A 22,422-nucleotide genomic window follows, 5' to 3' on the forward strand; every position below is an offset into this window, starting at 1 on the left:
CAATGGGTAGACCATCTGGCGAACCGCCAGACCCTGACGAGCCGGATCGGTCGGAGTGGCAGCGCGACACCGAACCGATCCCGCGTACCCCTCGACCCGACGAAGGGCCTGGCTTCGGCGACGGCCCCGCTTTCGGGGATGGTCCAGCGTTCGGTGACGGTCCGGCGTACGCGGAAAGCGCTGGCTACGGCCGCGACGAGACCGCATACGTGCCGCCCGATATCTCCGAAGAGGACCTTGCCGGCCTGCGCACCGACGCGGCCGGCATGCCCATTGGGCCTCGACGCGTCCTGCCGCTCGAAGACGAGCCCAGCACGCTGGTCGCCCGATACCTCTTCCCCACGGAGCGCTACCGCGGCGAGTGGAAGCGGCACTGGATCCACCTGACCACGCCGCTGCTGATCGGCACCGCTGCGACCTTCGCGCTCGGATACCTGTCCGGCTTCCTGGCGCGGCAGCAGGTCAGCGGGCTCACCACGGTCGCGGTGATCGTCTGGCTTGCGATCATGGGTTGGGTCGCCTGGCAGGTCGGTGACTGGTATTTCGACCGTTTCATCCTGACCAACAAGCGGGTCATGGTGGTCAACGGGATCATCACCCGCAAGGTCGGCATGATGCCGTTGCTCCGGGTCACAGACATGAAGTACGAGCAGTCACCCTTGGGGCGGGCGCTCAACTACGGCACGTTTGTCCTGGAATCCGCCGGTCAAGACCAGGCACTACGCGAGATCAAGCATCTGCCCAATCCCAACGAGCTCTACCTGCGCGTGGTCGAAGAGATGTACGAGCCGCAGGCGGTCGAGGCACGGCTGGGCAAGGACGCCGAAGACGCCAAGGCTGACGACGGAGCTTAAACGGTCCATCAGGCCCATGGCCCTCCCGGGCGCGTTGTGAAAGCCTTTTCGGTGGCACACGGGTCCCGGGGGAGGCTTTATCGGTGGCCAGGTACGACATGGAGGAGGAGTTCCGCGAGTTCGTCGCGGCGCGCTCCGCTGCCCTCCTGCGCACCGCCTACCTCCTGGCCGGTGACTGGGCCACGGCCGAAGACCTGCTCCAGACCGCGTTGACCAAGACCTACCTGGCGTGGAAGCGGCTCGGCGAGATCGAAGCCGTCGAGCCGTACGCCCGGCGCGTCCTGGTCAACACGGCGACCAGCTGGTGGCGGCGGCGCTGGCACGGCGAACGCCCCACCGAGACGCTGCCCGAGGTCGCCGCTCCAGACCAGATCAGCGAGCACCTGGAGCGCGACGCGCTGTGGCGGCACGTCAAGGAGCTGCCCGCCCGGCAGCGTGCGGTGCTGGTGCTCAGGTTCTACGAAGACCTGTCCGAGGCGCAGACCGCCGCCCTGCTCAACATCTCCCCGGGTACGGTCAAGAGCCAGACCTCTCGGGCACTGAACACGCTGCGACAACGTCTCGCGGCCGAGGGCGTCGGCGCGGAGCCGGCGCTGGCGCCGCCACCGGCGCCCCAACCCGTCCGTCCCGCACGGCCCGTCCCGGTCCTGCCGGCGATGCCTCGGGTACCGGCACCGGAGCCCGCCATTCCGACCGTTGGTGTGAAGCGTCGGTGATCATGCAGCAGCCCGACAACCTCCAGCCAGGCCCAGCGCGTCCATTGGGCGTGACGCCGGACGACCTGGAACGCGCGCTGCGAGAGTCGCTCGCCAGCGCCAGCGCCGACGTGGCCCCGGTCCGGCATGCCGACCCTGCGGGCACCGCGATCCGTCGAGCCAAGCGGATCAACCGCCGTCGCTCCATCGCCGGTACGGCACTCGTCGCGGTCGCCACGGTCGCCGCAGCCATGGGCGTCGTCCAGCTCCGTCCGGCCCCCGAGCGGAACGCCGGTCCGGTCTGGGTCGGCGACCCGTATCCGTCGATCCTGCGCAGCGGCGATCCCACGCCAACGCAGCTCGACCCCCCGGACGGCTCTGACGACCTGCGCCGCCAAGATCTCGCCGTGGGCGACGTAATGCCGGTCGACGTGGTCTTGAACACCCATCTCCAGACGGCGTCCGGCAAGGTGGTCGACCTGGCCGCGCTGGGCACGGTCACACAGGCACACCGCGCCGACAGTGGCTGGCTGATCGTCGCCGCGCAGGAGACGGGCCGGTCCGCCCTGTGGTGGGTCAACCCCGACGGGAGCGCCCGCGAGCTGCTGCCGCCGGTCGAGGCGGTGGTACTGGCCAGCGACGGTCTCCGCGTGGCGTGGCTCGATGGCGCCCGGCTCTTCTCGGCGTCCGTCATCCGTGGCCAGGTGTCCGGCGCACAGCAGTCCGCGGCGCTGACCCAGGGGCAGCCGGTCAGCTTCCTCGGCCGAGCCGTGCTGATGGCGCGCACCCGCGACGGCGGCGACGACGAGTACGCGGTGTGGTGGCCCGACGGCGGCGAAGCCTTCAAACCGACCTGGAACGGCACGACCGTCGGCATCTACGGTCCACTGCCAGACGGTCATACGGTGGTCGGCCAGGTGACGCAGGGACAGAACAACCGGGCGTGTCTGGCGCTGCTCGACGCGCGCAACGCGCTGACAGTACTCAAAACCGCTTGTGCGACGCGTCTCAAGCGCGACGGTTCCGGCAGCGTCTCGCCCGACGGACGCTGGTTGGTCGCCGACGCGGAGACCGCCAACCTCGCGGCGCTGGTCGATCTCAGCGGCGCGTTCAAGCAGCGCACGGCCACCGCCACGCGCTATGCCGGGCCACTGCTGACCGGCAGGCCGGTCTGGACCGACGCCAACACGGTCGTCCGCGCCGACCACGACGGCCTGGTACGGGTGGAGGCCGACGAGCTGGCCGTCGACCAGGCCAAGGGCGTGGAGCACCTGGCCGTGCCGAGCATGAAGGCCGGCGACCGCGTCGTGGTGGCGAGCAAGCAGCTCGTGTAGCGCTGCGTCTGATGCCCTCGCTTCGCTCGGGGCGTTCGCGTGCCTTGTGGCCGTCCTGTAGACCGCAGTCGCTCTGGTCGCTGCGCTCCCGACGCTTGGTGCGGTCTGCGGACGGCGGCGCGCTCACTAAGCTCGGGCGCGATGCGCATCGACCTGCACACGCACTCCACGGCCAGCGACGGCACCCTGACCCCCGCGGAGCTGGTGACGGCTGGCGGCGATGCCGGGCTGGACGCCTTGGCGATCACCGACCACGACACCACGGCCGGTTGGGAGCCCGCAGCGGCGGCCCGCCCCGCCGGGCTGGCGCTCGTACGTGGAGCCGAGCTTTCCTGCCGCTGGTACGGCGTGACCCCGTCGATCCCGCTGCACCTGCTCGCGTACCTCTTCGACCCGACCGAGCCGGCGCTGGTCGCCGAGCTTGCCCGGGTACGCCGCGCGCGTGAACAGCGCGGCGAGCAGATCGTCGACCTGTTGCGAGCCGACGGTGTGGGCATCACATGGGACGAGGTGCTCGGGTACGCCCGCGGCGGCACCGTGGGCCGGCCGCACATCGCGCAGGCGCTGATCCGGGCCGGGCTGGTCGGCACCACGAGCGCGGCGTTCGCGCCGGAGTGGCTGGGGGAGCGGTACCGGCTGCCCAAAGAGGACACCGACGTGTTCACGGCGGTGCGGCTGGTCCGCGGCGCCGGCGGCGTACCCGTCTTCGCGCACCCCCGGGCGACCCGGCGCGGCACGATCGTGCCCGACTCGTTGATCGTCGAGTTGGCGGCGGCCGGCCTGTTCGGGCTGGAGGCCGACCACGACGACCACTCGCCGGACGAGCGGGCACACGTACGGCGGCTGGCCGGGGAGTTGGGCCTGGTGGTGACCGGGTCGTCCGACTTCCACGGCACGCACAAGTCCGTGCGGCTGGGCGCTCACACCACCGCCCCCGACGCGTACGAGCGGATCGTCGCGGAAGCCACCGGAGTGCCGCTGCTCCACTAGCGTGATCACGTGGATCTCAAGCTGTTCGGCGAGGTGTTCGTCACGCTGCTGGTCATCACCGACCCGCCGGGCATGGTGCCGATCTTCCTCGCGCTGACCGGTACGTTGCCGGCGCGCGATCGCATCCGCGCGGGCACCCAGGCCGTCGCGCTGGCGCTCGGCGTGATCGTGGTGTTCGCGGTCGCCGGCCAGACACTGCTCGACTACCTGCACGTGGACCTGCCCGCGCTGCAGGGCGCCGGTGGCCTGCTGCTGATCCTGATCTCCCTGGAACTGCTCACCGGCAAGCAGGACGACCCCAACCAGCAGGTCACGTCGAACATCGCACTGGTGCCGCTGGGTACGCCGCTCCTCGCCGGGCCGGGCGCCATCGTGGCGACCATGCTCTTCGTGCAGCAGGCCGACGGCGTGGCCGAGTACATGGCGATCGCCGTCGGCATCGTCGCGGTCATGGTGGCCGTATGGCTCACGCTGCGCTTCTCCGGCGTCATCGTGAAGATCCTGCGGCCGGGCGGCATCGAGGTACTGACCAGGATCGCCGGACTCCTGCTGGCGGCGATCGCCGTGCAGTTGATCGCGGACGCGGTCGCCGCGTTCGTCGCTGACTACGCAGCGCGGTGATCTGTCGTAGGCGGGTGAGAAGATGTCGGCGTGAAGGGCGAGCAGTTGGGTGTTAGTGGGCAGCTGAGCTTCGAGGGTATGCCGGAGCGGCTTTTCGTGTGCACGCCCAGCAAGCTCGGCAGCTACCTGGACTGTCCCCGCAGATACCGCTACACCTACGTCGACCGGCCCGCACCGCCCAAAGGCCCGCCGTGGGCGCACAACTCCCTCGGCGCGAGTGTCCACACCGCACTGCGCAACTGGTTCGCGTTGCCGCATGACCGCCGCCAGCCCGAGGCACTGCCGTCGCTTCTCAAGAGCACGTGGGTCCGCGAGGGCTACCGCGACGACGAGCAGGAGCGTTCCGCCTACCGCCGGGCGCTGGAGTGGCTCGAGTCCTATGTAGAGACGTTGGACCCGGGCAACGAGCCGGTCGGCGTCGAGCGGGTGGTCGCGGTCAAGACGGCCGTGCTGGCCTTCAACGGGCGCGCCGACCGCATTGACGCGCGCGGCGCCGAGCTCGCGATCGTCGACTACAAGACCGGGCGCACGGGGCTCGACAGCGACGACGCGCGCGGTTCGCAGGCGCTCGCTCTGTACGCGTACGCGGCCGAGCGGGTGTTCCGCCGCCCCTGCCGCCGGGTCGAGCTGCACCACCTGCCCAGCGGCACCGTGGCCGCCCACGACCACACGGCGGAGTCGCTGGCCCGCCAGCTCACCCGTGCCGAAGACACCGCGCGCGACATCGTGGCCGCCGAAAAGGCGGTGGCCGGCGGCGCCAGCCCCGACGAGGCGTTCCCGACCCAGCCCGGCCCGATCTGCTCCTGGTGCGACTACCGCAAGACGTGTCCCGCCGGTGCCAGCGCGGCGGTCAAGGACCCGTGGGACGGTCTGACCCAGGTCACGACACCGTCTGAGCAGCGCGCTTGAGCGCTTCCTGGTGCACCGGGCTGTAGAAGTACTTCCGGGGCAGGGCGTTGAGCACCAAGCGGATGCCGCGCGTCGACAGGTCGGCGGGCAGATCGGCGGTGCGCAGCCCGAACGCGCCATACTTGCGCCGCGCCCAGGCCGGCAGCAGGGCAAACGCGGTAGCCGCGACGCCGAGGTAGACGAGCCGCACCGGCGTCAGGCCGAGCCGCCAGGGCAGCGGAGGCGCGCTCAGGAAGAAAAACGTCTCCGCTGCCTCCTTGGTCATGCGCAGGTCCGGCTGGATCTGCCGGTAGTACTCCTCGACCTCGGCAGCGCTGCCCGGCACGCTCGACGGGTCGAGCCCGACGAGCGCCGCGACCCGCCGCTGCTCGTCGTAGTACCGGTCGACGTCGCCGGCGCTCAACCGCACGCCCGCCCGCCGCGCGGTCGTGACGAACGACTCGACCTCCGCCACGTGCACCCAGCGCAGCAGGTCGGGATCGTCGACGCGGAACTCCGCGCCGGTGCGCGGGTCGGTGCCGCGCAGCCGGGCGTGGATGGCCCGTACGCGCCTGCCCGCGGCCTCCGCCTGCTCGGTGCTGCCGAAGATCGTGGTCGCCACGTATGTCGACGTGCGCACCAACCGGCCCCACGGGTCGGTCTTGTAGTCCGAGTTCTGCACCACCGCGGCGACGGCACGCGGATGCAGGGCCTGCAGGTACAGCGAGCGCAGCCCGGCAAGGAACAGGATGGGCTCGGAGTGCACGCGCCACGTCACCGAGTCCGGACCAAACAGGCCGAGGTCGGTCATCAGTCGTCTGTCGCGCGGCGAGCCCGGCAGTTGGGGCACAGCCCCCAGAACGTCACCTCTGCCTCGTCGATCTCGAACCCGTGCGCGACGTTGGGATCGAGGCAGGGCGCCTCGCCGACGACACAGTCAACGTCGGCCACCTCGCCACAACCACGGCAAACCACGTGGTGATGGTTGTCACCGGCACGCCGCTCGTATCGCGCGGGACTACCCGCCGGCTCCAGGCGCCGCGCCAGCCCGGCACGGGAAAGCGCGCCGAGCACGTCGTAGACCGCCTGAGTCGACACCGAATCGAGCCGCGTGCGCACCTGCTGGGCGATCTCATCGACTTCGAGGTGGCCGCCGGCCGAAAGAACTTCGAGCACAGCAAGACGAGGTCGGGTCACCCGTAGGCCACGCGACCTCAACAGGTCTTCGCCGTGCACCCTGCAATAACAGCACGCGAATACGTCACCAGCAAGGTGTAGGGAACCCCGCTGAACCCTGTGGGCTCTATCGGCGTAGCTCTCTGTGACAAGGGCAAGTTGCGAGTTCAACCAAACCCGTAGGCTGGCGGGACGATCTCGCGCGAGAAGAGGAGGCCTCGATGTTCGAGGAGATATCTGGACTTCCGGCCCACCCGCTGCTGGTACACGCGGCGGTGGTGTTCATTCCACTACTGGCCGTAGCTGGCGTGGTGTACGCCCTGGTGCCGAAGGTGAGAGCGCGGATCGGCTGGGCCGTCGTGCTGCTCGCGGTGGGCGCCCCACTGGCCGCGTACGTGGCACGGGAGTCGGGCCAGAACCTGGAGGAGCGGCTGGTCGCCGCCAACTACAGCCAGGAGATCCTGGCGCAGGTCGACGACCACCAGGGGTACGGCGACCTGACACTCTGGTTCAGCCTGGGCTTGGGGGCCGCCGCGCTGTTGCTGGTTTTCGCGACCAGCAGCCGGGCCCGTCGGGCGCCGTCATGGCTGGCCTGGGTACTGAGCGCGGCCGTCATCGTGCTGGCGGGCTTCACCGGGTACTACGTCTACAAAACCGGCGACACGGGAGCCAACGCGGTCTGGAGCGGTGTCTGATAGCGGCTCTTTGGCTGACGGCTAGAAGAGAGCGCGGGAGCAGAGCAGGCAGATCACGATGAGGAGCACGGCTCCGGCGATCATCCCGACCCCGTACGTCACCGTGCGGGCGCTCCGCTCCTCAGCCTCGATGCCGTTGGCGTCCTGCGCTGGCAACTGACGAGGGGAAGGCGGCTGCACCACCATGGGGGGCCGCCACCCCTTCGGCGGCGTGGGGCTGGCCGGGGGACCCGGGTAGCTGGGCTGCTGAGCCGTCTTCCCCGGTTCTGCCGATTTCGGCGGGGTGGGCTCGCCGCCTTCGGGCCGCCGCCAGAACGCATCCGGGTCGGGGGCCGGCTGGCGCTGCGGCTGGGAAGGCGGGTGAGCGGTCGAGTCGCCGCCGGCCCCGGGGTCGCCATCGCTCGTCGTCACGGCGAATGACGCTACCAACGGCCTGCGGGACCTTTGCCGTTCACCTCCACTGGGTACGCTTCAGGGCGTGAACGGGGTGGAATACACGCGCGACGACTCCGATCGTGTCGTCGACCTTGAAGACGACGGCCTGCCGGTACTGCCAGACCAGACCCGGGACGACACCGACCGCGGCTGGGGCGAACGCTCGTACTCAAACGACGACCGCCTCATCGAAGACCGCCCCCCACACTGGTCCTAGCCCACCCCCCACCGCCCGCGCCGCGCGGGTCTTTCCGCCCCTCCGCGCGGGCCGTGCTCTCGCGCAGCGCACTCTCTCCGCGCCGCTCCGCGCAGCCCGTTCTCCGCGCGCCGCGCGCTCTCCGCGCCGCTCCGCGCGGCTCGCGCTCCGCGCGCAGCGCGCTCTCTCCGCCGATCAAGGGCGAATGCACGTGGTTGGATCTCTTTTCCGCGTGTATTTGCCCTTGATCCATGCGAATCTCCTTGATCGACGCGCGACGCGCGACGCGCGCCCCGCGACGTGGATGCGGGGCCGGGCGCGGGAGGCGCGCCGACCGCACTCCGCCGGGCGCTCTCACGCGTGCGGTCCCGAGCGGGCATCGGATGCCGCGATATCAGGGAAAACGCGGCATCCGGGCCGTGTTGAGGCAGCAAGTTCCCCGAACATGCTGCAACGCCCGCCGGCGACCGCGCGGGAACGGGTGGTCTAGGCGCGGACGATGATGGTGAAGGCGGTGGTCGGTGGCGCGGTCGCGGTTTTGCGCGCTTGAGCCGGGCCAAGGGCGAGAAGCAGCGCGCCCTCGTCGAGAGCGACAGCGAGCACCAGCGCGTCCGTCGCATGCACGCCGGGCTGACGCCCGGCGACCAGCAGATCGACGCGATCACCTGGGCGAACGAGCGCGAGCGCCGCGGGGTCGGCGAGCCTTACCGGTACGCCGACCGTGCCTGGCGGCGCCGCGAGCCGCGCGTCCAACGCACCAGGCGTGGGACGCTCCGGCCCCGAGCGTTCCGAGCCCTGCTGGTGCGATCCCGAATGGGCCGGCGTCGATCCGCCAGAGTTGCGCGCCTCCGGCGTCCGGTCCGTCGAAGGACGGTCGCCGCTGGCCGGTGCGGGCGTGCCGGGCGTCCGCTCGACGGACGTGGGTGAGGGACAGGCGGGTTCGCCGGCGTACAGCGCGGCGGCCGCGGTCAGGAGCAGCGCCGCGACGAGCATCAGGCGCAGGGTCGTGCGGGCGCGAGGCAGTCGTGGTCGCCGGACCGGGTCGAGTCTGGGCTCCCGCATGCCGGCAGGCTAGGACGCTTCCGACGGTCCGGCACTCGCCGAGTGCCAGCCTGTGGATAACTCGCGTGCCTGTGGATAACCCAGGTCCGGATCGGCGGCCGCGCCCGCGGTAGCGGCGCAAACGCCGGCGCGGAGCGCGCCGATCAAGGAGATCCGAATGGATCAAGGGCAAATACACGCGGAAAAGAGATCAAACCACGTGCATTCGCCCTTGATCGGCGGAGAGAGTGCGCTGCGCGCGGAGCGCGGCCCGCGCGGCGGAGAGAGTGCGCTGCGCGCGGAGCGCGAGCCACGCGCGGCGGAGAGGGCGCGCTGCGCGCAGAGCGCGGGCCGCGCGCAGCGGAAGAGCGCGGAGCGCTAGGCCGCGGGAGCGGGTGCGGAGGGCTTTGAGGCCGAGGACGGAGACGACGAAGTCGTCGAGGACGAGCTTGACGAGTCGGACGAAGTCGAGCTCGACGACGAAGAGGACGGCGTCGTCGACGACGAGGAACTCGACGACTTCGACTTCTCAGCGGAGCGGGAGTCGGTGCGGTAGAAGCCCGAGCCCTTGAACACCACTCCGACGGAGCCGAACAGCTTGCGCAGTCGACCCTCGCACGCCGGGCACTCGGTCAACGGCTCGTCGGCGAAGGACTGCACCGCCTCAAGCTGGTGTCCGCATGCGGTGCAGGCGTACTGGTACGTGGGCACGGCTCCTCCTGAACCCTGGCACTCCACCTATCCGAGTGCTAATAGTGCGGCATGACCCCGGCCAGCGTCCAGTTCAGGCGGCCAACATCACCAATCCGTCACCCGGAGTGATCACTGCCCGCACCCGCTGGTCGTGTGCCTCGGCGGGGACCTCGTCGACCAACTCGCCGTCGTGCAAGAGTGCCACGGTCAGCCCGGTGGCCCGGGCGAGCGCCCGGTCGTACGAGCCGCCGCCCCGGCCGAGCCGCACGCCGCGCCGGTCGACGGCGACCGCCGGCACCACGACCAGCCCCGCTGACGCCACCGCCTCGACGCCGTGCCGGCGGCCGCTCGGCTCGCGCAGCCCGCGCGTGCCGGGCGTCAGTGAGGCGTGTCCGGCGTAGTCGGCCCAATCCAGATCCAGGTCTGGCAGGAGCACCGGCAGCAGCAGTCGCCCGCCCGGCCCGAGGGCGCCGGCGAGCGCGTCGGGGAGCCCGGGTCCGCCCGGTTCCGCCCCGATCGGCACGTATCCGGCAACGACGGCCGGCGCGTGTCCGCGTACAAGAAAAGTCAATTCAGCCAGCACGGACGCCGCGGCTTCGGCCAGCGACGAGGCGGGCAGGGCCCGGCGGCGCGCGAGCAGCGCGGTGCGCATGGCTGCTTTTGATGAAAAATCCGACACGCCACACTCCCGCCACAAACGGCCCACTGACGCACTGCTGTGTCAGCATCCCATTGAGGAGGCGAGATGACGCTGCGCGGCCGGTTGACCACGGCGTTCCTCGCGGTGGTGCTCGGTCCGGTGCTGCTGGGGGCGTTCTTCGTGGGCGCCACCTTCGCGGCGACGAGCCGGGACCGATCGGTCGAGCGTCTCGACCTCGCCGCCACCGCCGTGCGTACCTCGATGGGCGCCCTGTGCCAGCGGCTGCACGCGGCGGCCGACGCGGTCGCCCTCGCCGCGCCCGAGCAGCGCGTCGCGGTCGCCAACCAGGTCGTCGCGCGCGGCCTCGCGGCAGCCGTTCGCTTCGACGCGTTCACCACGCCGGGCGCGCCCGGACAGCCCTGGGCGCGCTGCGCCGACGCCACGCCCGGCTACCAGGCGGTCAGCGCCCGCGTGGAGATCCGCGACACGACCGGCGCCGCGGTGGGTGCGGTCGAGGTAGCGGAGACGGTGGACGCGGCGTTCATCGTGCGGCTCGCCGGCGCCTCCGGCGCGGCGATCACACTGCGCGGCGGGAGTGCCCACACCACCGAGTCGCCCGACGCGCGCGCCGCCGTGCTTCAGGCTGCTGATCGTGTACGCGGAGACGCCTCGACCGGCACCGCTGGCGACCGGTATATCCGGCGGCTCGACGGAGCCCCGGGGCAGCCGCTGCCGCTCGTCCTCTCCGTTCCGCGCAGCGAACCGCAGGGGCTGTACGCGGTGCTGGTCGCCGCCGTGATCCTCGCCGGCCTGGTCGCCGTGCTCGCCGCCTGGTGGCTGGCCCGCACGACGACCCGGCCGCTCGCCGAGCTTGCCGCCGCCGCCGACCGGGTGGCGGGTGGTGATCTGGCCGCCCGGGTGCCCGTGCGGGCGCACGACGAGGTGGGGCGGCTGGCGGCGACGTTCAACCGGATGACCCGCGAGACGCAGGCGTACGTGCAGGCGCTCACCGCCAGCAGGGACCAGTTGCGCGGGCACCTGGCGGTGCTCGGCGACACCATGTCGAGCACCCACGACCTGCAGCGGATCCTGCGGGTACTGCTCCAGACCGCGCAGGCCGCCACCGGCGCGCACTCGGGTGTGGTGCTGCTGCTCGACCAGGCCACCGGCGTACTGGCCGCGCAGTGTGCCGAAGGCCTCGACGACGACTGGGCCGAGCTGCGGGTGCTGCCCGGCAGCGGCCTGCTCGGCACGGTCGCCGCCACTGGGGAACCGCGGCGCGGCCGGGTCGACCGGGACGGGCCGCCGCTCGCCGAACACGAGCCGCGCTGCCGCACCTACATAGCGGTCCCGTTCGCCCGGCCGGCGCCCGTCGGCGACGTGGAACCGCCCGCGCTCGGCGTGCTGGCCCTCTACGACCGGCTCGGTTCCGACGAGTTCGACGACGCGGACCTTGTGACGCTGCGCACGTTCGCCGGGCAGGCGGCCGTCGCCGTCGAGAACGTCCGGGTGCACGAGGAGGCGCAGCGGCTCTCGCTGACCGACCCGCTGACCGGACTCTGGAATTACCGGTATCTGAAAGAGTCGATCCGGCGCGAGGTGGAACGGGCCAGCCGGTTCGGGCGGATGCTGACCGTGCTCGCCCTCGACCTCGACCGCTTCAAGGAGGTCAACGACACGTACGGGCACGCGGCCGGCGACGCGGTGCTGGCCGAGTTCGCGCGGCGGGTGCGGTCCGAGGTGCGCGAGGTGGACCTGGCGTTTCGGCAGGGTGGTGAGGAGTTCGTGGTGCTGCTCCCCGAGACCGACGCCCGCGGCGGCGCGATCGTCGCCGAACGGCTGGGCGCCTCCGTCCGGGACACTCCGATGCCCATCGGTCCCGAGGCATCCATCGACGTCACCGTCTCCATCGGTATCGCGGTCTATCCCGACCACGGCGTCACCGGCGCCCAGGTGCTGGACGCGGCGGACGACGCCCTCTACGCCGCAAAGGCCGCAGGTCGCGACGGTTACCGGGCGGCGACCGGCGGTAAGCGGGCGCCTATCCTGGAGATCCCGGTACCGGCCGGAGCGGCCCCACCCGATGACGATCTTCCCCGAGCCGGCGGCGCGTCACCTGGGACTCAACCGCCGCGACAGGGCCGTGGCCGATAGTCTCGGCGCATGTCGGAGCACGCAGCCACCCCAGTCATCCCCGCAGGACGGCGTGCGGTCAAGGCCGTTATTCCCGCCGCCGGCCTGGCGACCCGGTTCCTCCCCGCCACCAAGGCCGTGCCCAAAGAACTGCTGCCGGTCGTCGACCGGCCGGTCCTCCAGTTCATCGTGGAGGAGGCCGCCGCCGCGGGAATCGGTGATGTCCTGCTGATCACCGGCAGGGGCAAGACGTCGATGGTCGACCACTTCGACCGGCAGCCCTATCTGGAGTCGCGCCTCGAAGAGAAGGGCGACGCCGAACGGCTCGCCGCCGTGCGCCAGCCCAACGAACTCGCCGAGATCTACACCTGCCGCCAGGGCGAGCCCCTCGGCCTCGGTCACGCCGTGGGGTGCGCCGAGTCCCACGTCGGCGACGCGCCGTTCGCCGTACTGCTCGGCGACGAGTTCGTCGACCTGGCCGAGCCGCTGCTGCCGGCGATGCTCGATCTGCAGGCTCGCACCGGTGGCATCGTGCTTGCCTTCATGGAGGTCCAGCCCGAAGAGACCAAGCGATACGGCATCGCGTCCGTCGCGCCCGCCGAAGAGGGGCTCAGCGAGATCGGCGAGGTCGTCCGGGTCACCGGGCTGGTCGAAAAGCCCGCGCCGGCCGACGCGCCGAGCAACCTGGCCGTCCTCGGGCGGTACGTGCTGCCGGGGCACATCTTCGACGCGATCAAGCGCACCAAGCCCGGCAGCGGAAACGAGATCCAGCTGACCGACGCGATGGCGCTGCTGCTCGACGAGGGCACGCCGGTGCACGGCATCGTGTACCGGGGGACGCGCTACGACACCGGGATGCCGCTCGGCTACCTGCAGGCGGTGGTGGAGATCGCCTCCAAGCGCGACGATCTGGGCCCCGCGTTTCGCGAGTGGCTGACTGACTTTGTGGGGACTTTTACATGACATCAACGGCCGATGCCGAGGCGGCCGCAAACGAGCTGACGCCACTCGCCGACTACCTGGGCAGCGTGCTGCGCAGGTTGCGAGCGCTGCCCCCGCTCGACCTCGACATCACCCAGGCGTACGGCAACGTCCTCGCGCAGGACGTTATCGCCGCGCACGCGTACCCGGCGTTCGACCACGCGGCCGTCGACGGGTACGCGGCGCGCTGGGAAGACGTGGCCGCCGCCTCGGCCTCACTTGACGGCGGCCGGGGCGGCGCGGTCCGCCTCAACGTGGTCGGTGACCTGGGTGCCGCGAGCTGGCGCCCGGTACGCATCAACCCCGGCACCTGCTTCTCGGTGGCGGCCGGGGCACCACTGCCCGCCGCCGCTGACGTCGTGGTGCCGGTGGAGTGGACCGACCAGGGCATGGCCGCGGTCGAGATCTTCCGGGCGCCCAAGCGCGGATACGGTCTGCGTCGCGCCGGCGAGGAGCTGGCCGCCGGCACGGTACTGGCGCGCGCCGGCACCACCGTCTCGCCCGCGCTGGTCGCGGTGTTCGCGGCGACCGGTGTCGGTCACGTCGTCGTGCGCTCCAGCCCGCGCGTCGTGGTCGTGGCGACCGGCGACGAGCTGGTCGACGTGGGCCGGGCCAGCCAGCCGGGTCAGGTGGTCGACGCCAACTCGCACGCCCTCACGGCCGCCGCGGTCGAGGCGGGCGCGCTCGCGTACCGGGTGGGCATCTGCGACGACGACCCCGAGGGGCTGCGGGGGCTCCTCGAGGATCAGACGCTGCGCGCCGACCTCATCGTCACCACCGGCGGCACCGGCACCGGTCCCGGCGACATGGTCCGGCGCATCCTGTCCAGGCGCGACGGTGCCGTCATGTTCCACGAGGTGGCGCTGTATCCCGGTACGACGCTGGGATTCGGTACGGTCGGTGGTGAGGAGGTGCCGATCGTGTGTCTGCCTGGTAACCCAGCCGCCGCGCTGATCGGCTTCGAGATGCTCGCCCGACCCGCCATCCAGTTGCTCGCCGGGGCCGACCCGGTGTTCCGGCCCAGCGTCCGGGCGCACCTGCTGGAGACCGTGTCGTCTCCCGCGGGACTGCGCGAGTTCCGGCCCGCCCACGTCGCCGAGCGTCGTGGCGGTGGCTACACGGTCCAGCCGCTGCCTGGCGGGCCATACACGATGTCCGGCCTCGCCGAGGCGAACGGCCTGCTGGTGCTCGGTGAGCGGGTCACCAGCGCGGCGGCCGGGTCCACAGTCGACGTGCTCCTGCTGGACCGGCGCCGATGAGCTTCTGGTCCGCGCCCGGGTGGCCCGTGGCCCTCAGCGACGGGCCGGTGCTGCTGCGGCCGTACCGGCGTTCCGACGCCGCCGGCTGGGCCGAGGTGCGCCGCGCCAACGAGGCGTGGCTCGCACCGTGGGAGTCGTCGCCGCCCGGGCCGTGGGCCGAGGTCAACTCGCCGAGCGCGTTCCGGTACGTCTTCCGCGACCAGCAGCGCTCCGCCCGGCGCGGCGAGAGCATGCCGTTCGCGGTGTGCCTCGACGGCCGGCTTGTCGGGCACATCAACCTCGGCACGATCGTGCGGAGGGCGTTCTGCTCGGCGTTCGTCGGGTACTGGGTCGACTCCCGCGTCGCGGGCAAGGGCGTCATCCCGACCGCGATGGCGCTGGCCGTCGACCATGCGTTCGGCCCCGGCGGGCTGCACCGCGTCGAGGTCAACATCCGGCCGGAAAACAAGCCATCCCGTCGTGTGGTGGAAAAGCTCGGATTCCGCGAAGAGGCCTATCATCCGCGATACATGCACATCGACGGCGGCTGGCGCGATCACATCGGATACGCGTTGACATCCGAAGATGTCGCGGCCGACGGCGGCCTCCTGGCACGCTGGCATCGGGTACGCGCAACGTCCTGACCTCGTCATTCGATGATCTTTATCGGTCCGGGACGGCGCGGCGCGCAATTTTCTCACTGAACCACTCGTAACCTCAGTTAACTGGGACAGCGGTGTGACGGGAGGGGTGAGGGTGCCGACCTCGGTGCTCCTCGCCGTCCTCGCCGCCGCCGGTTTGCTCGCACTCGCTCCGGCACTCGTCCGCCGGTACGACGCTACCGAGCGGCTGGTGGCGGAGCGGGCGCAGTCGACGGCTCGGGTGCTGGAGCGCCGCCGTCGACGCCGCACCGTGCCCGGCCCACGGCCCATCCGCGCCGGCCGTTCCCTCGTCGTCACCCTCCGGGCGAGCGCACCGGTCTCCGGCGCCCCCGTCTCGGGCGCCCCTGTGTCGGATGCTCCCGTGTCTGGCGCCCCGGTCTCGGGTGTTCCCGGCCGGCGTCCGTCCCGGCTCCGGTCGGTGCCCCGCGAAGGACGCCGCCCGCGCCGCCGTCCACCGGTCCGCCGCCACACCCCGGCCGTGTACCGCCGCCGGCGAGTGCTCGCCGCCCTACTGTTGCTCAACCTGGTCGAGCTCGTCGGCGTGATCGTGGTCGGCCCCGGATTCTGGATCAGCGTCTCGGTCAGCGCGACCCTGCTCGGCGTGTACGTGGTACACCTGCGCAACCGAGCCATCCAGGAGCGCCGCCGCCGGCGCCTGGAGGCCCGCGAAGCCGCCTGGCTGGCCGCACGCCAGGCCGAAGTGCGGCGCGAGCAGGCTCGGCGGGCCGCGGCGCGGCGGGAGCAGCAGCGCCGCCTGGCGGCACAGCGCGAGGCGGTACGCCGGGCCGCGATGGGCGTCGACAGCTCGCTGCCGGCCGCCTCAGTGTCGTACCGCCGGGCGGGCGGCCTACGAGGCCGCGCCTACGAGGCCGGCCGCCCCGGCGCCGCCCACTCCGCCTAACCCGTGATCAGGGCGTCCCTCAAGTCGTTAGGGCGACTTGAGGGACGCCCTGATCACGGCGGGGTGGGTGTCATCCCGCCGCGCCGGGATCTGATTCGCGGACCGGGCCGCCGACCTGTTAGCCTTGGCGCGGTTCGCTGGGCGCAGCCCAGCGGCGGGGCTGTGGCGCAGACCGGTAGCGCACCTCGTTCGCATCGAGGGGGTCAGGGGTTCAAATCCCCTCAGCTCCACCAGTGCTCTCAATCCGGAGCTATCGCTCCTTGGACGCTTCTGGTGGCCGTGATCGCCGGTGTTGGCCGATGATGTTCGCGTGCCAACCGAGACGGGCGCTGCGGCGACAGGTCGCAGTCGCGCCAATCTGATCACGATCGTGCTGTTGGTGGCCTTCGTCGGTGGCCTGGCTCTCGGCTGGCTCCAACAGGTTCACATCTACGAGAGCCGGGTGTACTGCCTCGGCACCGAGGACATCTACCAGGACGCGGGGCCACGGTTCGCGGCTCTGATGGTCTGGATAACTCGGGTCGCCTTCTACGGAGGGGCGCTGCCCTTCCTCGCCGCGACGGCGCTGGTGCTTACCCGGCCGTGGACGATCGGGCGACAGGCGATCGCCGTCGCGATCTTCGTGAGCGTGCTTGCTGGCGTGCTGTTCGTCGTCGACTTCGCCTTCTTCAACGGCATCGAGTCTTACGCCGAGTACACCGGCGTGCCCGGTACCGCGGCTGACCGTTGCCCCTTCAACCAGCCACCGTGGTGGCCCAACTGGATACCCACTCGATAGCTGACGGCGGGTATCGTGATCTTCACAACCTGGTGAAGGATGGAAAGCATGCGAACCGAAGGTGGCCGCGACGAGGAAGCCGTTCGCCGCTTCGTCGAGCACTTCGCCATGACCTTCGCCGACCTCGGCTTTCCTCGCATGCCCGCCCGCGTGCTCGGCACCCTGATGGCAGCCGACGAGCCCGGCCTCACCGCTGGCGAGATCGGTGATCGGCTCGGCGTGAGCGCGGCCGCCATCTCCGGCGCCGTGCGCTACCTGGCGCAGATCGGCCTGATCGTGCGCGAGCCGGTGCCGGGGTCCCGCCGCGACATCTACCGGATGCCCGACGACACCTGGTACGTGGCCAGCATGGTCAAGAGCGGCGCCTACCAGAAGATCGCGGACGTCGTCTCCGAAGGCGTGAAGGTCGTCGGCGACGAGACCAGCGTCCCGGGGCGTCGCGTCGGTGAGATGCGCGACTTCTTCCACTTTATGCAGGACGAGATGGCCCAACTCCTGGAGAGATGGGAAGAACAGCGCCAGCGTGGTGTCCGGGCCTGACCGACGGGGAACCATTGCCGCATGACGGCCCAATATGTCAGCAGCGGCGAGTTCACCCGCGACCAGCGGTACATCGCGACGAGGATCACCGCGGACGGGCGGGACGGCTATCCGGTCGAGCCGGGCCGGTACCGCCTCATTGTCAGCCGAGCGTGCCCGTGGGCGAGTCGTGCGGTGGTCGTACGCCGGTTGCTGGGGTTGGAGCACGTGCTGTCGATGGGCATCGCCGGACCGACCCACGACTCCCGGAGCTGGACCTTCGACCTGGACCCCGGCCACCGCGACCCGGTGCTCGGGATCGAACGGCTCCAGGAGGCGTACTTCGCGCGGTACCCGGATTACGAGCGTGGCATCACGGTGCCGGCGATGGTCGACACGCGTACCGGCCAGGTGGTGACGAACGACTACGCCCAGATCACCCTCGACCTGTCGACCGAGTGGCGGGAGTACCACCGGCCCGGCGCCCCGGACCTGTATCCGGAAGAACTGCGGGCGGAGATCGACGACGTCAACCGCGTGGTCTTCGCCGACGTCAACAACGGCGTGTACCGGAGCGGGTTCGCCGGCAGCCAGGAGGCGTACGAGAAGGCGTACCGGCGGCTCTTCACCCGGCTCGACTGGCTTTCTGACCGGCTGGAAAGCCAGCGGTACCTCGTCGGCGACACGATCACCGAAGCCGACGTGCGGCTCTTCACGACGCTCGTGCGCTTCGACCCGGTCTACCACGGCCACTTCAAGTGCAACCGGCAGAAGCTGACCGAGATGCCGGTGCTGTGGGCGTACGCGCGGGATCTCTTTCAGACGCCCGGATTCGGGGACACCGTCGACTTCGACCACATCAAGCGGCACTACTACGTGGTGCACCGCGACATCAACCCGACTGGCATCGTGCCGGCCGGTCCCGACCTGTCCGGCTGGTTGACCCCGCACGGTCGGGAGGCACTGGGCGGGCGGCCCTTTGGCAACGGGAGCCCACCGGGTCCGCCCAGCCCAGAAGAAACGGTGCCCGCTACGGCTTAGCCGACGCGATCCCTTCGCGTACGCCGGCCGCGTCGAGGTTGGTGCCGTACACGGGAGTGCCGGGCTGCTGTCGCCAGCTCTCGTCGAGCGTGCCCGCGTCGACCGGGTCGAAGCCGAGTTCGTCGACGAGCGCCATCACGGTCTGCTTCGCGGCCTTGTCGTCGCCGGCCACCGGCAGCGCGATGCGTTCCGCGTCGCCCGCCGGGCGGCCGTACGAGAGCAGATGGCCGGACTGGATGTTGTTGAACACCTTGACGACCTTGGCGCCGGGCAGGCTCTCGGCCGTCCAGCGGCTGGAGGTCAGCGACTTGTCGTCGAGCTGTTCGATGTCGCCGTCGCGCTGCGGATAGTAGTTGTTCGCGTCGACGACCACCTTGTCGCGGAACGCCGCGGAGGGCAGGTCCGGCACGGCCCGTACCGGTACCGCGATCACCACGACCTCGCCCGCCGCGGCGGCTTCCTCGACGGTGCCGGCGGTCGCCCCGGTTTCCCGCACGATGTCGCCGAGCGTCTCGGGGCCGCGCGAGTTGGCGATCGTGACGTCGTGTCCGAGGTCCTGGAAGCGGCGGGTGAGCGTGCCGCCGATGTGGCCGGAGCCAATAATTCCGATCTTCATAGCCGGTACAACTACCCACGCGGGGCGTGGAATACCGGATGTGAGGCTTGTGACTACAACTCCACGTCGACGCAGGCGGGATCGTGGTCGGACCCGTCTCCGCCGATCAGCGTGCGGCGCATCACGTGTGCTGCCGCCACGGTCAGATCGGGGCTGGTCCAGATCTGGTCGTACAGGTTGAAGCTCACCTGCCCCTTGGCCCGGTGCCGGTTGGTCCACATGTGATCGCTGAGGTTGCCGAACGCGTCGTCGACCAGTACGCCCTTGCGGTTGGGGCCGGCCATGGTGGTGCCGCCGCTGATCTGTTCGGTGAGGCCGAGGTCGGCCAGCGGTGACAAGGTCGGCGCGTCGGGGGCGTCGTTCATGTCGCCGGTGAGCACGATGCGGGTCTCCAGGCGTTGGCGGCGCAGGATGGTGCGGATCGCCTTGGCCTGGAGAGTGCGGCGTTCCGCGATCTCGCCCCGCTCCTTCTCGACCTGCGCCGGCGTGAGCCGGAACTCGTCGGCGATGAAGTTGCTCTTCAGGTGGTTGACGAAGACACGCAGCGGCTTTCCGTCCGGCGCCGTGATCTCGGCCTGCAGCAGGTCACGGCCGAACACCGCGTCGCCCGTCGGGTCGGGCCAGAACCGCCATGAGCTGACGCGTGTGATCGGCAGCTTGGAGCAGATCGCCACGTCGATGCGGCGCGGGTCGTTGCCTTCGACGACCATGCGGAACGGGTACCGGATGCCCAGCGGGACCAGGGCGTCGCGGTGGAAGACGTCGAGCGCGTTCTGATCCTCCACCTCCTGCAGGCACAGGACGTCGGCGTCGAGGGCGCGGATGCGACGGGCGATCCAGTCGCGGGCCTTCGGGTCCTTGCCGCGCACGAGCTTGCCGCGGAACGTGCGCAGTACGCCGGACAGCTCGGTGCCGTCGGGCAGGGTCACCTCGACGACGTCGGGTGCCGAGGCCGGCTCGTCGGTGGTCGCCGCGTGGTCGGCGACGGTTTCGGCGGCGCCGTTGGTCGCTTTCAGCGTGGTGAGCTTCTTCTGATCGACGGTACGTGGCAGCTCCGTCTGGAATGACCAGCGGGAGAAGAGATTATTTGCGTTGAACGTCGCGATTCTAATGGCCATCGCGCCCACCCCCCTTTCCGATCACGGTAAAGGGTGGTGGGCGCGACTGGTGTCAAATCAGCGACGTATCACCGGGAGGTCGGACCGTTCCAGTCCACCAATTGGACGATCACACCGTTCGGGTCGCGTACCTGGAAGGCGCGCTCACCCCACTCCTCGGCGGTCAGCGGCATCGTGATGGTGACACCTTCGGCCTGAAGCCGGGCCAGCTCGCCTTCGAGATCGTCGACCTCGAAGGCGAGGATCAGCCCTTTGGCGTGGTCGTCGCGCTGGTCGTCCGGCAGGGTCGGCAGCCCGCGGCGCAGGAAGATGACGTTCATCCCCGCGTCGTCCCGCGTGAGTGACGCGAACCCGTCGGCGGCCATCGCCTCGCTAAATCCGAAGTGGTTGATGAGGAAACTGCTGGACGCGGCGACGTCCTCGACGTTGAGCGACACCGCGGAGGAGGTGATCTTCACGCCTTCATTATACACTGTATAAAGTAAGTGTCCTTAACGTGTGCCGAGCACCACTCCACTGGTCAGTCGGGCCGGTCCGGCGCACCTGTCGACGGTCACCCGGACATGGCGGCCCAAGGCCGTGAACTCGACCCTGCCGGCGCCAGTGCGGTCGGTCGCATCCGTGGCAACGGGAGTCCAGTGGCGGCCGTCGGCCGAAGCCTCCACGCGGTACGAGACGGCGTGGCGGGTGGCGAAGTCGAGTTCGACGCCGGTCAGCTCGCGCAACCGCCCCAGGTCGACCCGCCAGGCGGGCTGCCGCGCCCCGCGTACCGGTGCCCACCGCCGCCCGTCCGCGTGGTCGAGCGGGATCTCCTCAGCCGTGTACCGGGTGTAGTTGTAGAGCTTCTTGGCCTGTGGCAGCGGTCGACCGGTCACCTTCGCCGCCAGGTCACACGGCCCGTTGGCGTACAGGTGGGCCCGGCTGCCCATCACGTAGTCGACGACCTCGACGCGGTCGTCGCCGCAGACGTCGCCGCGCACCATGCGCCCGTCGACCGGAAATGTGGCGATCCGCTGGCCGGTGCCGTCCCAGATGCCGGCCACCTCACCGCAGCCACGGTTCCAGCCGAGCAGCAGGTCGCGATACGTGCCGTCCCAGTTGTGCAGTGGCTCCAGCACGGTGCCCCAGCAGCCGAGCGTCGTGCGCTGCTCCTTCCACAGCGTCTCGCCGGTCGACGACACGAGGTACAGCGAGTCCTTGCCGGTCGTGGCGGTGCGGTCGACGCGGTCCAGCCCGGCCAGCTCCAGGCCCGGCAGATCTGGGCGGAAGTCGCCGAGCCCCACCTGCTGCGCCTCGACCGCGTCGAGGTTCTTCCACAGCACGGCGCCGTCCGACCGGTACGCGTTGGTGCTGTCGCCACCCAGGCCGGCACCGCCGAATACCACGTCTTCGCGCCCGTCGCCGTCGATGTCGCCGACACCGATGGAATCGGGATGGTCGGCCATGTCGGCGGTCCACACCAGCTCGCCGTCGGGCGTCACGAAGTCGTATCCGGCCAGCAACTCCTGCCGGCCGTCGTCGTCGAAGTCGTGCGGGTACGGCCGGTGGCCGACCGTGCCGGTGTGGGTCCACAGTAGATTGCCCTGGTCGTCGACCGCCCAGACCTGGTCGTACCGGTCCTTGAAGACGATGTCGCGCGGACGGTCGAGCCCGCGGAAGTTGGCGATGACGAACGTGTCCCACGCGTTCGGCCCCGGCACCGGAAACGCCCGGACCAATGCGCCGGTCAGCCCATCGAACACCCGGAACTCGCCCTCCATGACGGCCAGCACCTCGTTGTCGCCGTCGCCGTCGAGGTCGTAGATCTCGGCCGGGATGTCGGTGCCGTTGTTGGTGACCCGGGGATCGGGTGTGCCGATCTGCCAGAGCTGCCCGCCGGTGCCGAAGTCGTACGCGGTCAGCGCCTGCACCTGGCGCCCGATGAACCGGTCGTCCGCGGAGTAGGTCGGCTGCATGGTGACGACGTCGAGGCGGCCGTCGCCGGTGACGTCGCCGAGCAGCAGGCGTGCTCCCGTGCCGCCCGCGCTGGTGTCGACGCTCGTGATGAGCACCGGCTCGACGGATGGTGCCGGCGCGGCGGCCGCCGGAGCCGCCGGGGCCGCCGCGATCGAGGTCGAGGTAAGGACGACAAGTGCGAGCGATCCGATGCGCTTCATGCTTCTGCCCCCTGGGCAACG

At 70.7% G+C, this 22,422-nt stretch carries 26 protein-coding genes and 1 tRNA gene; 17 read left to right on the top strand and 10 right to left on the bottom strand.

Features of this window, described 5'->3' with window-relative positions; all coding sequences use genetic code 11:
• Positions 1-2: 2 nt before the first annotated feature.
• The 6 genes from QMG73_RS04300 (at position 3) to QMG73_RS04325 (ending at position 5,403) form a co-directional block, all read left to right on the top strand.
• Positions 3-854, top strand: a complete 852-nt coding sequence (locus QMG73_RS04300; protein ID WP_281892570.1) for a PH domain-containing protein — start codon at positions 3-5, stop codon at positions 852-854.
• An 83-nt stretch (positions 855-937) separates the two neighbouring features.
• The gene (locus QMG73_RS04305) at positions 938-1,570 is read left to right on the top strand and encodes a SigE family RNA polymerase sigma factor (protein WP_281892571.1); all 633 of its coding nucleotides are present in this window, start codon (positions 938-940) and stop codon (positions 1,568-1,570) included.
• Positions 1,571-1,572: 2 nt separating this feature from the next.
• The gene (locus QMG73_RS04310) at positions 1,573-2,883 is read left to right on the top strand and encodes a hypothetical protein (RefSeq protein WP_281892572.1); all 1,311 of its coding nucleotides are present in this window, start codon (positions 1,573-1,575) and stop codon (positions 2,881-2,883) included.
• Between the two features lie 141 nt (positions 2,884-3,024).
• Complete coding sequence (locus tag QMG73_RS04315; protein ID WP_281892573.1) at positions 3,025-3,873, top strand: PHP domain-containing protein; 849 nt, start codon at positions 3,025-3,027, stop codon at positions 3,871-3,873.
• Between the two features lie 9 nt (positions 3,874-3,882).
• Positions 3,883-4,494 (top strand): MarC family protein, encoded by a 612-nt coding sequence (locus QMG73_RS04320; protein WP_281892574.1) that lies wholly within the window; start codon positions 3,883-3,885, stop codon positions 4,492-4,494.
• A gap of 78 nt (positions 4,495-4,572) precedes the next feature.
• The gene (locus tag QMG73_RS04325; RefSeq protein ID WP_281892575.1) at positions 4,573-5,403 is read left to right on the top strand and encodes a RecB family exonuclease; all 831 of its coding nucleotides are present in this window, start codon (positions 4,573-4,575) and stop codon (positions 5,401-5,403) included.
• Here QMG73_RS04325 and QMG73_RS04330 read toward each other — a convergent pair.
• Positions 5,375-6,193: an oxygenase MpaB family protein gene (locus QMG73_RS04330; RefSeq protein WP_281892576.1), complete on the bottom strand. Its 819-nt coding sequence runs from the start codon at positions 6,191-6,193 to the stop codon at positions 5,375-5,377. The genes QMG73_RS04325 and QMG73_RS04330 overlap by 29 nt on opposite strands.
• Positions 6,193-6,618, bottom strand: a complete 426-nt coding sequence (locus QMG73_RS04335) for a Fur family transcriptional regulator (RefSeq protein WP_281892577.1) — start codon at positions 6,616-6,618, stop codon at positions 6,193-6,195. Before QMG73_RS04335 ends, QMG73_RS04330 begins: the two co-directional genes overlap by 1 nt.
• A 161-nt stretch (positions 6,619-6,779) precedes the next feature.
• Here QMG73_RS04335 and QMG73_RS04340 point away from each other — a divergent pair, with 161 nt between their 5' ends.
• Complete coding sequence (locus tag QMG73_RS04340) at positions 6,780-7,253, top strand: DUF2231 domain-containing protein (RefSeq protein ID WP_281892578.1); 474 nt, start codon at positions 6,780-6,782, stop codon at positions 7,251-7,253.
• Between the two features lie 21 nt (positions 7,254-7,274).
• Here QMG73_RS04340 and QMG73_RS04345 read toward each other — a convergent pair whose 3' ends face one another.
• A complete protein-coding gene (locus QMG73_RS04345; protein ID WP_281892579.1) occupies positions 7,275-7,664 on the bottom strand; it encodes a translation initiation factor 2 in 390 nt (129 codons plus the stop codon).
• A gap of 67 nt (positions 7,665-7,731) precedes the next feature.
• Between QMG73_RS04345 and QMG73_RS04350 the strand changes: the two genes are divergently transcribed.
• A complete protein-coding gene (locus QMG73_RS04350) occupies positions 7,732-7,905 on the top strand; it encodes a hypothetical protein (protein WP_281892581.1) in 174 nt (57 codons plus the stop codon).
• Between the two features lie 465 nt (positions 7,906-8,370).
• On the opposite strand, the gene QMG73_RS04355 is transcribed toward QMG73_RS04350, so the two are convergent.
• The 3 genes from QMG73_RS04355 to QMG73_RS04365 all read right to left on the bottom strand — a co-directional run bounded on the left by QMG73_RS04355 (position 8,371) and on the right by QMG73_RS04365 (position 10,270).
• Entirely contained in the window at positions 8,371-8,946 is a 576-nt protein-coding gene (locus QMG73_RS04355; protein ID WP_281892582.1) for a hypothetical protein, read from the bottom strand.
• A 357-nt stretch (positions 8,947-9,303) separates the two neighbouring features.
• On the bottom strand, positions 9,304-9,636 hold the full coding sequence (locus QMG73_RS04360) for an FmdB family zinc ribbon protein (RefSeq protein WP_281892583.1): 333 nt from the start codon (positions 9,634-9,636) through the stop codon (positions 9,304-9,306).
• Between the two features lie 73 nt (positions 9,637-9,709).
• Positions 9,710-10,270, bottom strand: coding sequence for a 5-formyltetrahydrofolate cyclo-ligase (locus QMG73_RS04365; protein WP_281892584.1), 561 nt, complete (start codon positions 10,268-10,270; stop codon positions 9,710-9,712).
• 93 nt (positions 10,271-10,363) lie between these two features.
• Between QMG73_RS04365 and QMG73_RS04370 the strand changes: the two genes are divergently transcribed.
• The 9 genes from QMG73_RS04370 (at position 10,364) to QMG73_RS04410 (ending at position 18,511) form a co-directional block, all read left to right on the top strand.
• Positions 10,364-12,412 carry a diguanylate cyclase gene (locus QMG73_RS04370; protein ID WP_281892585.1) on the top strand — a complete coding sequence of 683 codons (2,049 nt, stop codon included), beginning with the start codon at positions 10,364-10,366 and terminating at the stop codon, positions 12,410-12,412.
• Between the two features lie 9 nt (positions 12,413-12,421).
• Positions 12,422-13,354 (top strand): UTP--glucose-1-phosphate uridylyltransferase, encoded by a 933-nt coding sequence (locus QMG73_RS04375; RefSeq protein ID WP_281892586.1) that lies wholly within the window; start codon positions 12,422-12,424, stop codon positions 13,352-13,354.
• Positions 13,351-14,631 (top strand): molybdopterin molybdotransferase MoeA, encoded by a 1,281-nt coding sequence (locus tag QMG73_RS04380; protein WP_265250830.1) that lies wholly within the window; start codon positions 13,351-13,353, stop codon positions 14,629-14,631. The genes QMG73_RS04375 and QMG73_RS04380 overlap by 4 nt, the downstream gene beginning before the upstream one ends.
• Positions 14,628-15,254 (top strand): GNAT family N-acetyltransferase, encoded by a 627-nt coding sequence (locus QMG73_RS04385; RefSeq protein WP_281892587.1) that lies wholly within the window; start codon positions 14,628-14,630, stop codon positions 15,252-15,254. Before QMG73_RS04380 ends, QMG73_RS04385 begins: the two co-directional genes overlap by 4 nt.
• 112 nt (positions 15,255-15,366) lie before the next feature.
• Positions 15,367-16,173, top strand: a complete 807-nt coding sequence (sepX, locus tag QMG73_RS04390) for a divisome protein SepX/GlpR (RefSeq protein WP_281892646.1) — start codon at positions 15,367-15,369, stop codon at positions 16,171-16,173.
• Between the two features lie 156 nt (positions 16,174-16,329).
• Positions 16,330-16,406: transfer RNA gene (locus QMG73_RS04395), tRNA-Ala, on the top strand.
• Between the two features lie 77 nt (positions 16,407-16,483).
• Positions 16,484-16,951, top strand: a complete 468-nt coding sequence (locus QMG73_RS04400) for a hypothetical protein (protein WP_281892588.1) — start codon at positions 16,484-16,486, stop codon at positions 16,949-16,951.
• 48 nt (positions 16,952-16,999) lie between these two features.
• Positions 17,000-17,491 carry a GbsR/MarR family transcriptional regulator gene (locus tag QMG73_RS04405; RefSeq protein WP_281892589.1) on the top strand — a complete coding sequence of 164 codons (492 nt, stop codon included), beginning with the start codon at positions 17,000-17,002 and terminating at the stop codon, positions 17,489-17,491.
• A 21-nt stretch (positions 17,492-17,512) separates the two neighbouring features.
• Positions 17,513-18,511 carry a glutathione S-transferase family protein gene (locus QMG73_RS04410; RefSeq protein ID WP_281892590.1) on the top strand — a complete coding sequence of 333 codons (999 nt, stop codon included), beginning with the start codon at positions 17,513-17,515 and terminating at the stop codon, positions 18,509-18,511.
• On the opposite strand, the gene QMG73_RS04415 is transcribed toward QMG73_RS04410, so the two are convergent.
• The 4 genes from QMG73_RS04415 to QMG73_RS04430 form a co-directional block, all read right to left on the bottom strand.
• Positions 18,501-19,127, bottom strand: a complete 627-nt coding sequence (locus QMG73_RS04415; protein ID WP_281892591.1) for an NADPH-dependent F420 reductase — start codon at positions 19,125-19,127, stop codon at positions 18,501-18,503. The genes QMG73_RS04410 and QMG73_RS04415 overlap by 11 nt on opposite strands.
• Positions 19,128-19,180: 53 nt before the next feature.
• The gene (locus tag QMG73_RS04420) at positions 19,181-20,245 is read right to left on the bottom strand and encodes an endonuclease/exonuclease/phosphatase family protein (RefSeq protein ID WP_281892592.1); all 1,065 of its coding nucleotides are present in this window, start codon (positions 20,243-20,245) and stop codon (positions 19,181-19,183) included.
• Between the two features lie 68 nt (positions 20,246-20,313).
• Positions 20,314-20,703, bottom strand: a complete 390-nt coding sequence (locus QMG73_RS04425; RefSeq protein ID WP_281892594.1) for a VOC family protein — start codon at positions 20,701-20,703, stop codon at positions 20,314-20,316.
• A 33-nt stretch (positions 20,704-20,736) separates the two neighbouring features.
• Complete coding sequence (locus QMG73_RS04430) at positions 20,737-22,401, bottom strand: discoidin domain-containing protein (RefSeq protein ID WP_281892596.1); 1,665 nt, start codon at positions 22,399-22,401, stop codon at positions 20,737-20,739.
• Positions 22,402-22,422 lie beyond the last annotated feature (21 nt).

Source organism: Phytohabitans aurantiacus (genome assembly GCF_027923225.1).
Taxonomy (GTDB): domain Bacteria; phylum Actinomycetota; class Actinomycetes; order Mycobacteriales; family Micromonosporaceae; genus Phytohabitans; species Phytohabitans aurantiacus.

Coding starts and splice junctions, on each gene's coding strand:
- QMG73_RS04300 (WP_281892570.1), top strand. CDS start 3: ATGGGTAGACCATCTGGCGAACCGCCAGACCCTGACGAGCCGGATCGG.
- QMG73_RS04310 (WP_281892572.1), top strand. CDS start 1,573: ATGCAGCAGCCCGACAACCTCCAGCCAGGCCCAGCGCGTCCATTGGGC.
- QMG73_RS04315 (WP_281892573.1), top strand. CDS start 3,025: ATGCGCATCGACCTGCACACGCACTCCACGGCCAGCGACGGCACCCTG.
- QMG73_RS04325 (WP_281892575.1), top strand. CDS start 4,573: ATGCCGGAGCGGCTTTTCGTGTGCACGCCCAGCAAGCTCGGCAGCTAC.
- QMG73_RS04330 (WP_281892576.1), bottom strand. CDS start 6,193: ATGACCGACCTCGGCCTGTTTGGTCCGGACTCGGTGACGTGGCGCGTG.
- QMG73_RS04340 (WP_281892578.1), top strand. CDS start 6,780: ATGTTCGAGGAGATATCTGGACTTCCGGCCCACCCGCTGCTGGTACAC.
- QMG73_RS04355 (WP_281892582.1), bottom strand. CDS start 8,946: ATGCGGGAGCCCAGACTCGACCCGGTCCGGCGACCACGACTGCCTCGC.
- QMG73_RS04365 (WP_281892584.1), bottom strand. CDS start 10,270: ATGCGCACCGCGCTGCTCGCGCGCCGCCGGGCCCTGCCCGCCTCGTCG.
- QMG73_RS04370 (WP_281892585.1), top strand. CDS start 10,364: ATGACGCTGCGCGGCCGGTTGACCACGGCGTTCCTCGCGGTGGTGCTC.
- QMG73_RS04375 (WP_281892586.1), top strand. CDS start 12,422: ATGTCGGAGCACGCAGCCACCCCAGTCATCCCCGCAGGACGGCGTGCG.
- QMG73_RS04380 (WP_265250830.1), top strand. CDS start 13,351: ATGACATCAACGGCCGATGCCGAGGCGGCCGCAAACGAGCTGACGCCA.
- QMG73_RS04385 (WP_281892587.1), top strand. CDS start 14,628: ATGAGCTTCTGGTCCGCGCCCGGGTGGCCCGTGGCCCTCAGCGACGGG.
- QMG73_RS04405 (WP_281892589.1), top strand. CDS start 17,000: ATGCGAACCGAAGGTGGCCGCGACGAGGAAGCCGTTCGCCGCTTCGTC.
- QMG73_RS04410 (WP_281892590.1), top strand. CDS start 17,513: ATGACGGCCCAATATGTCAGCAGCGGCGAGTTCACCCGCGACCAGCGG.
- QMG73_RS04415 (WP_281892591.1), bottom strand. CDS start 19,127: ATGAAGATCGGAATTATTGGCTCCGGCCACATCGGCGGCACGCTCACC.
- QMG73_RS04420 (WP_281892592.1), bottom strand. CDS start 20,245: ATGGCCATTAGAATCGCGACGTTCAACGCAAATAATCTCTTCTCCCGC.
- QMG73_RS04430 (WP_281892596.1), bottom strand. CDS start 22,401: ATGAAGCGCATCGGATCGCTCGCACTTGTCGTCCTTACCTCGACCTCG.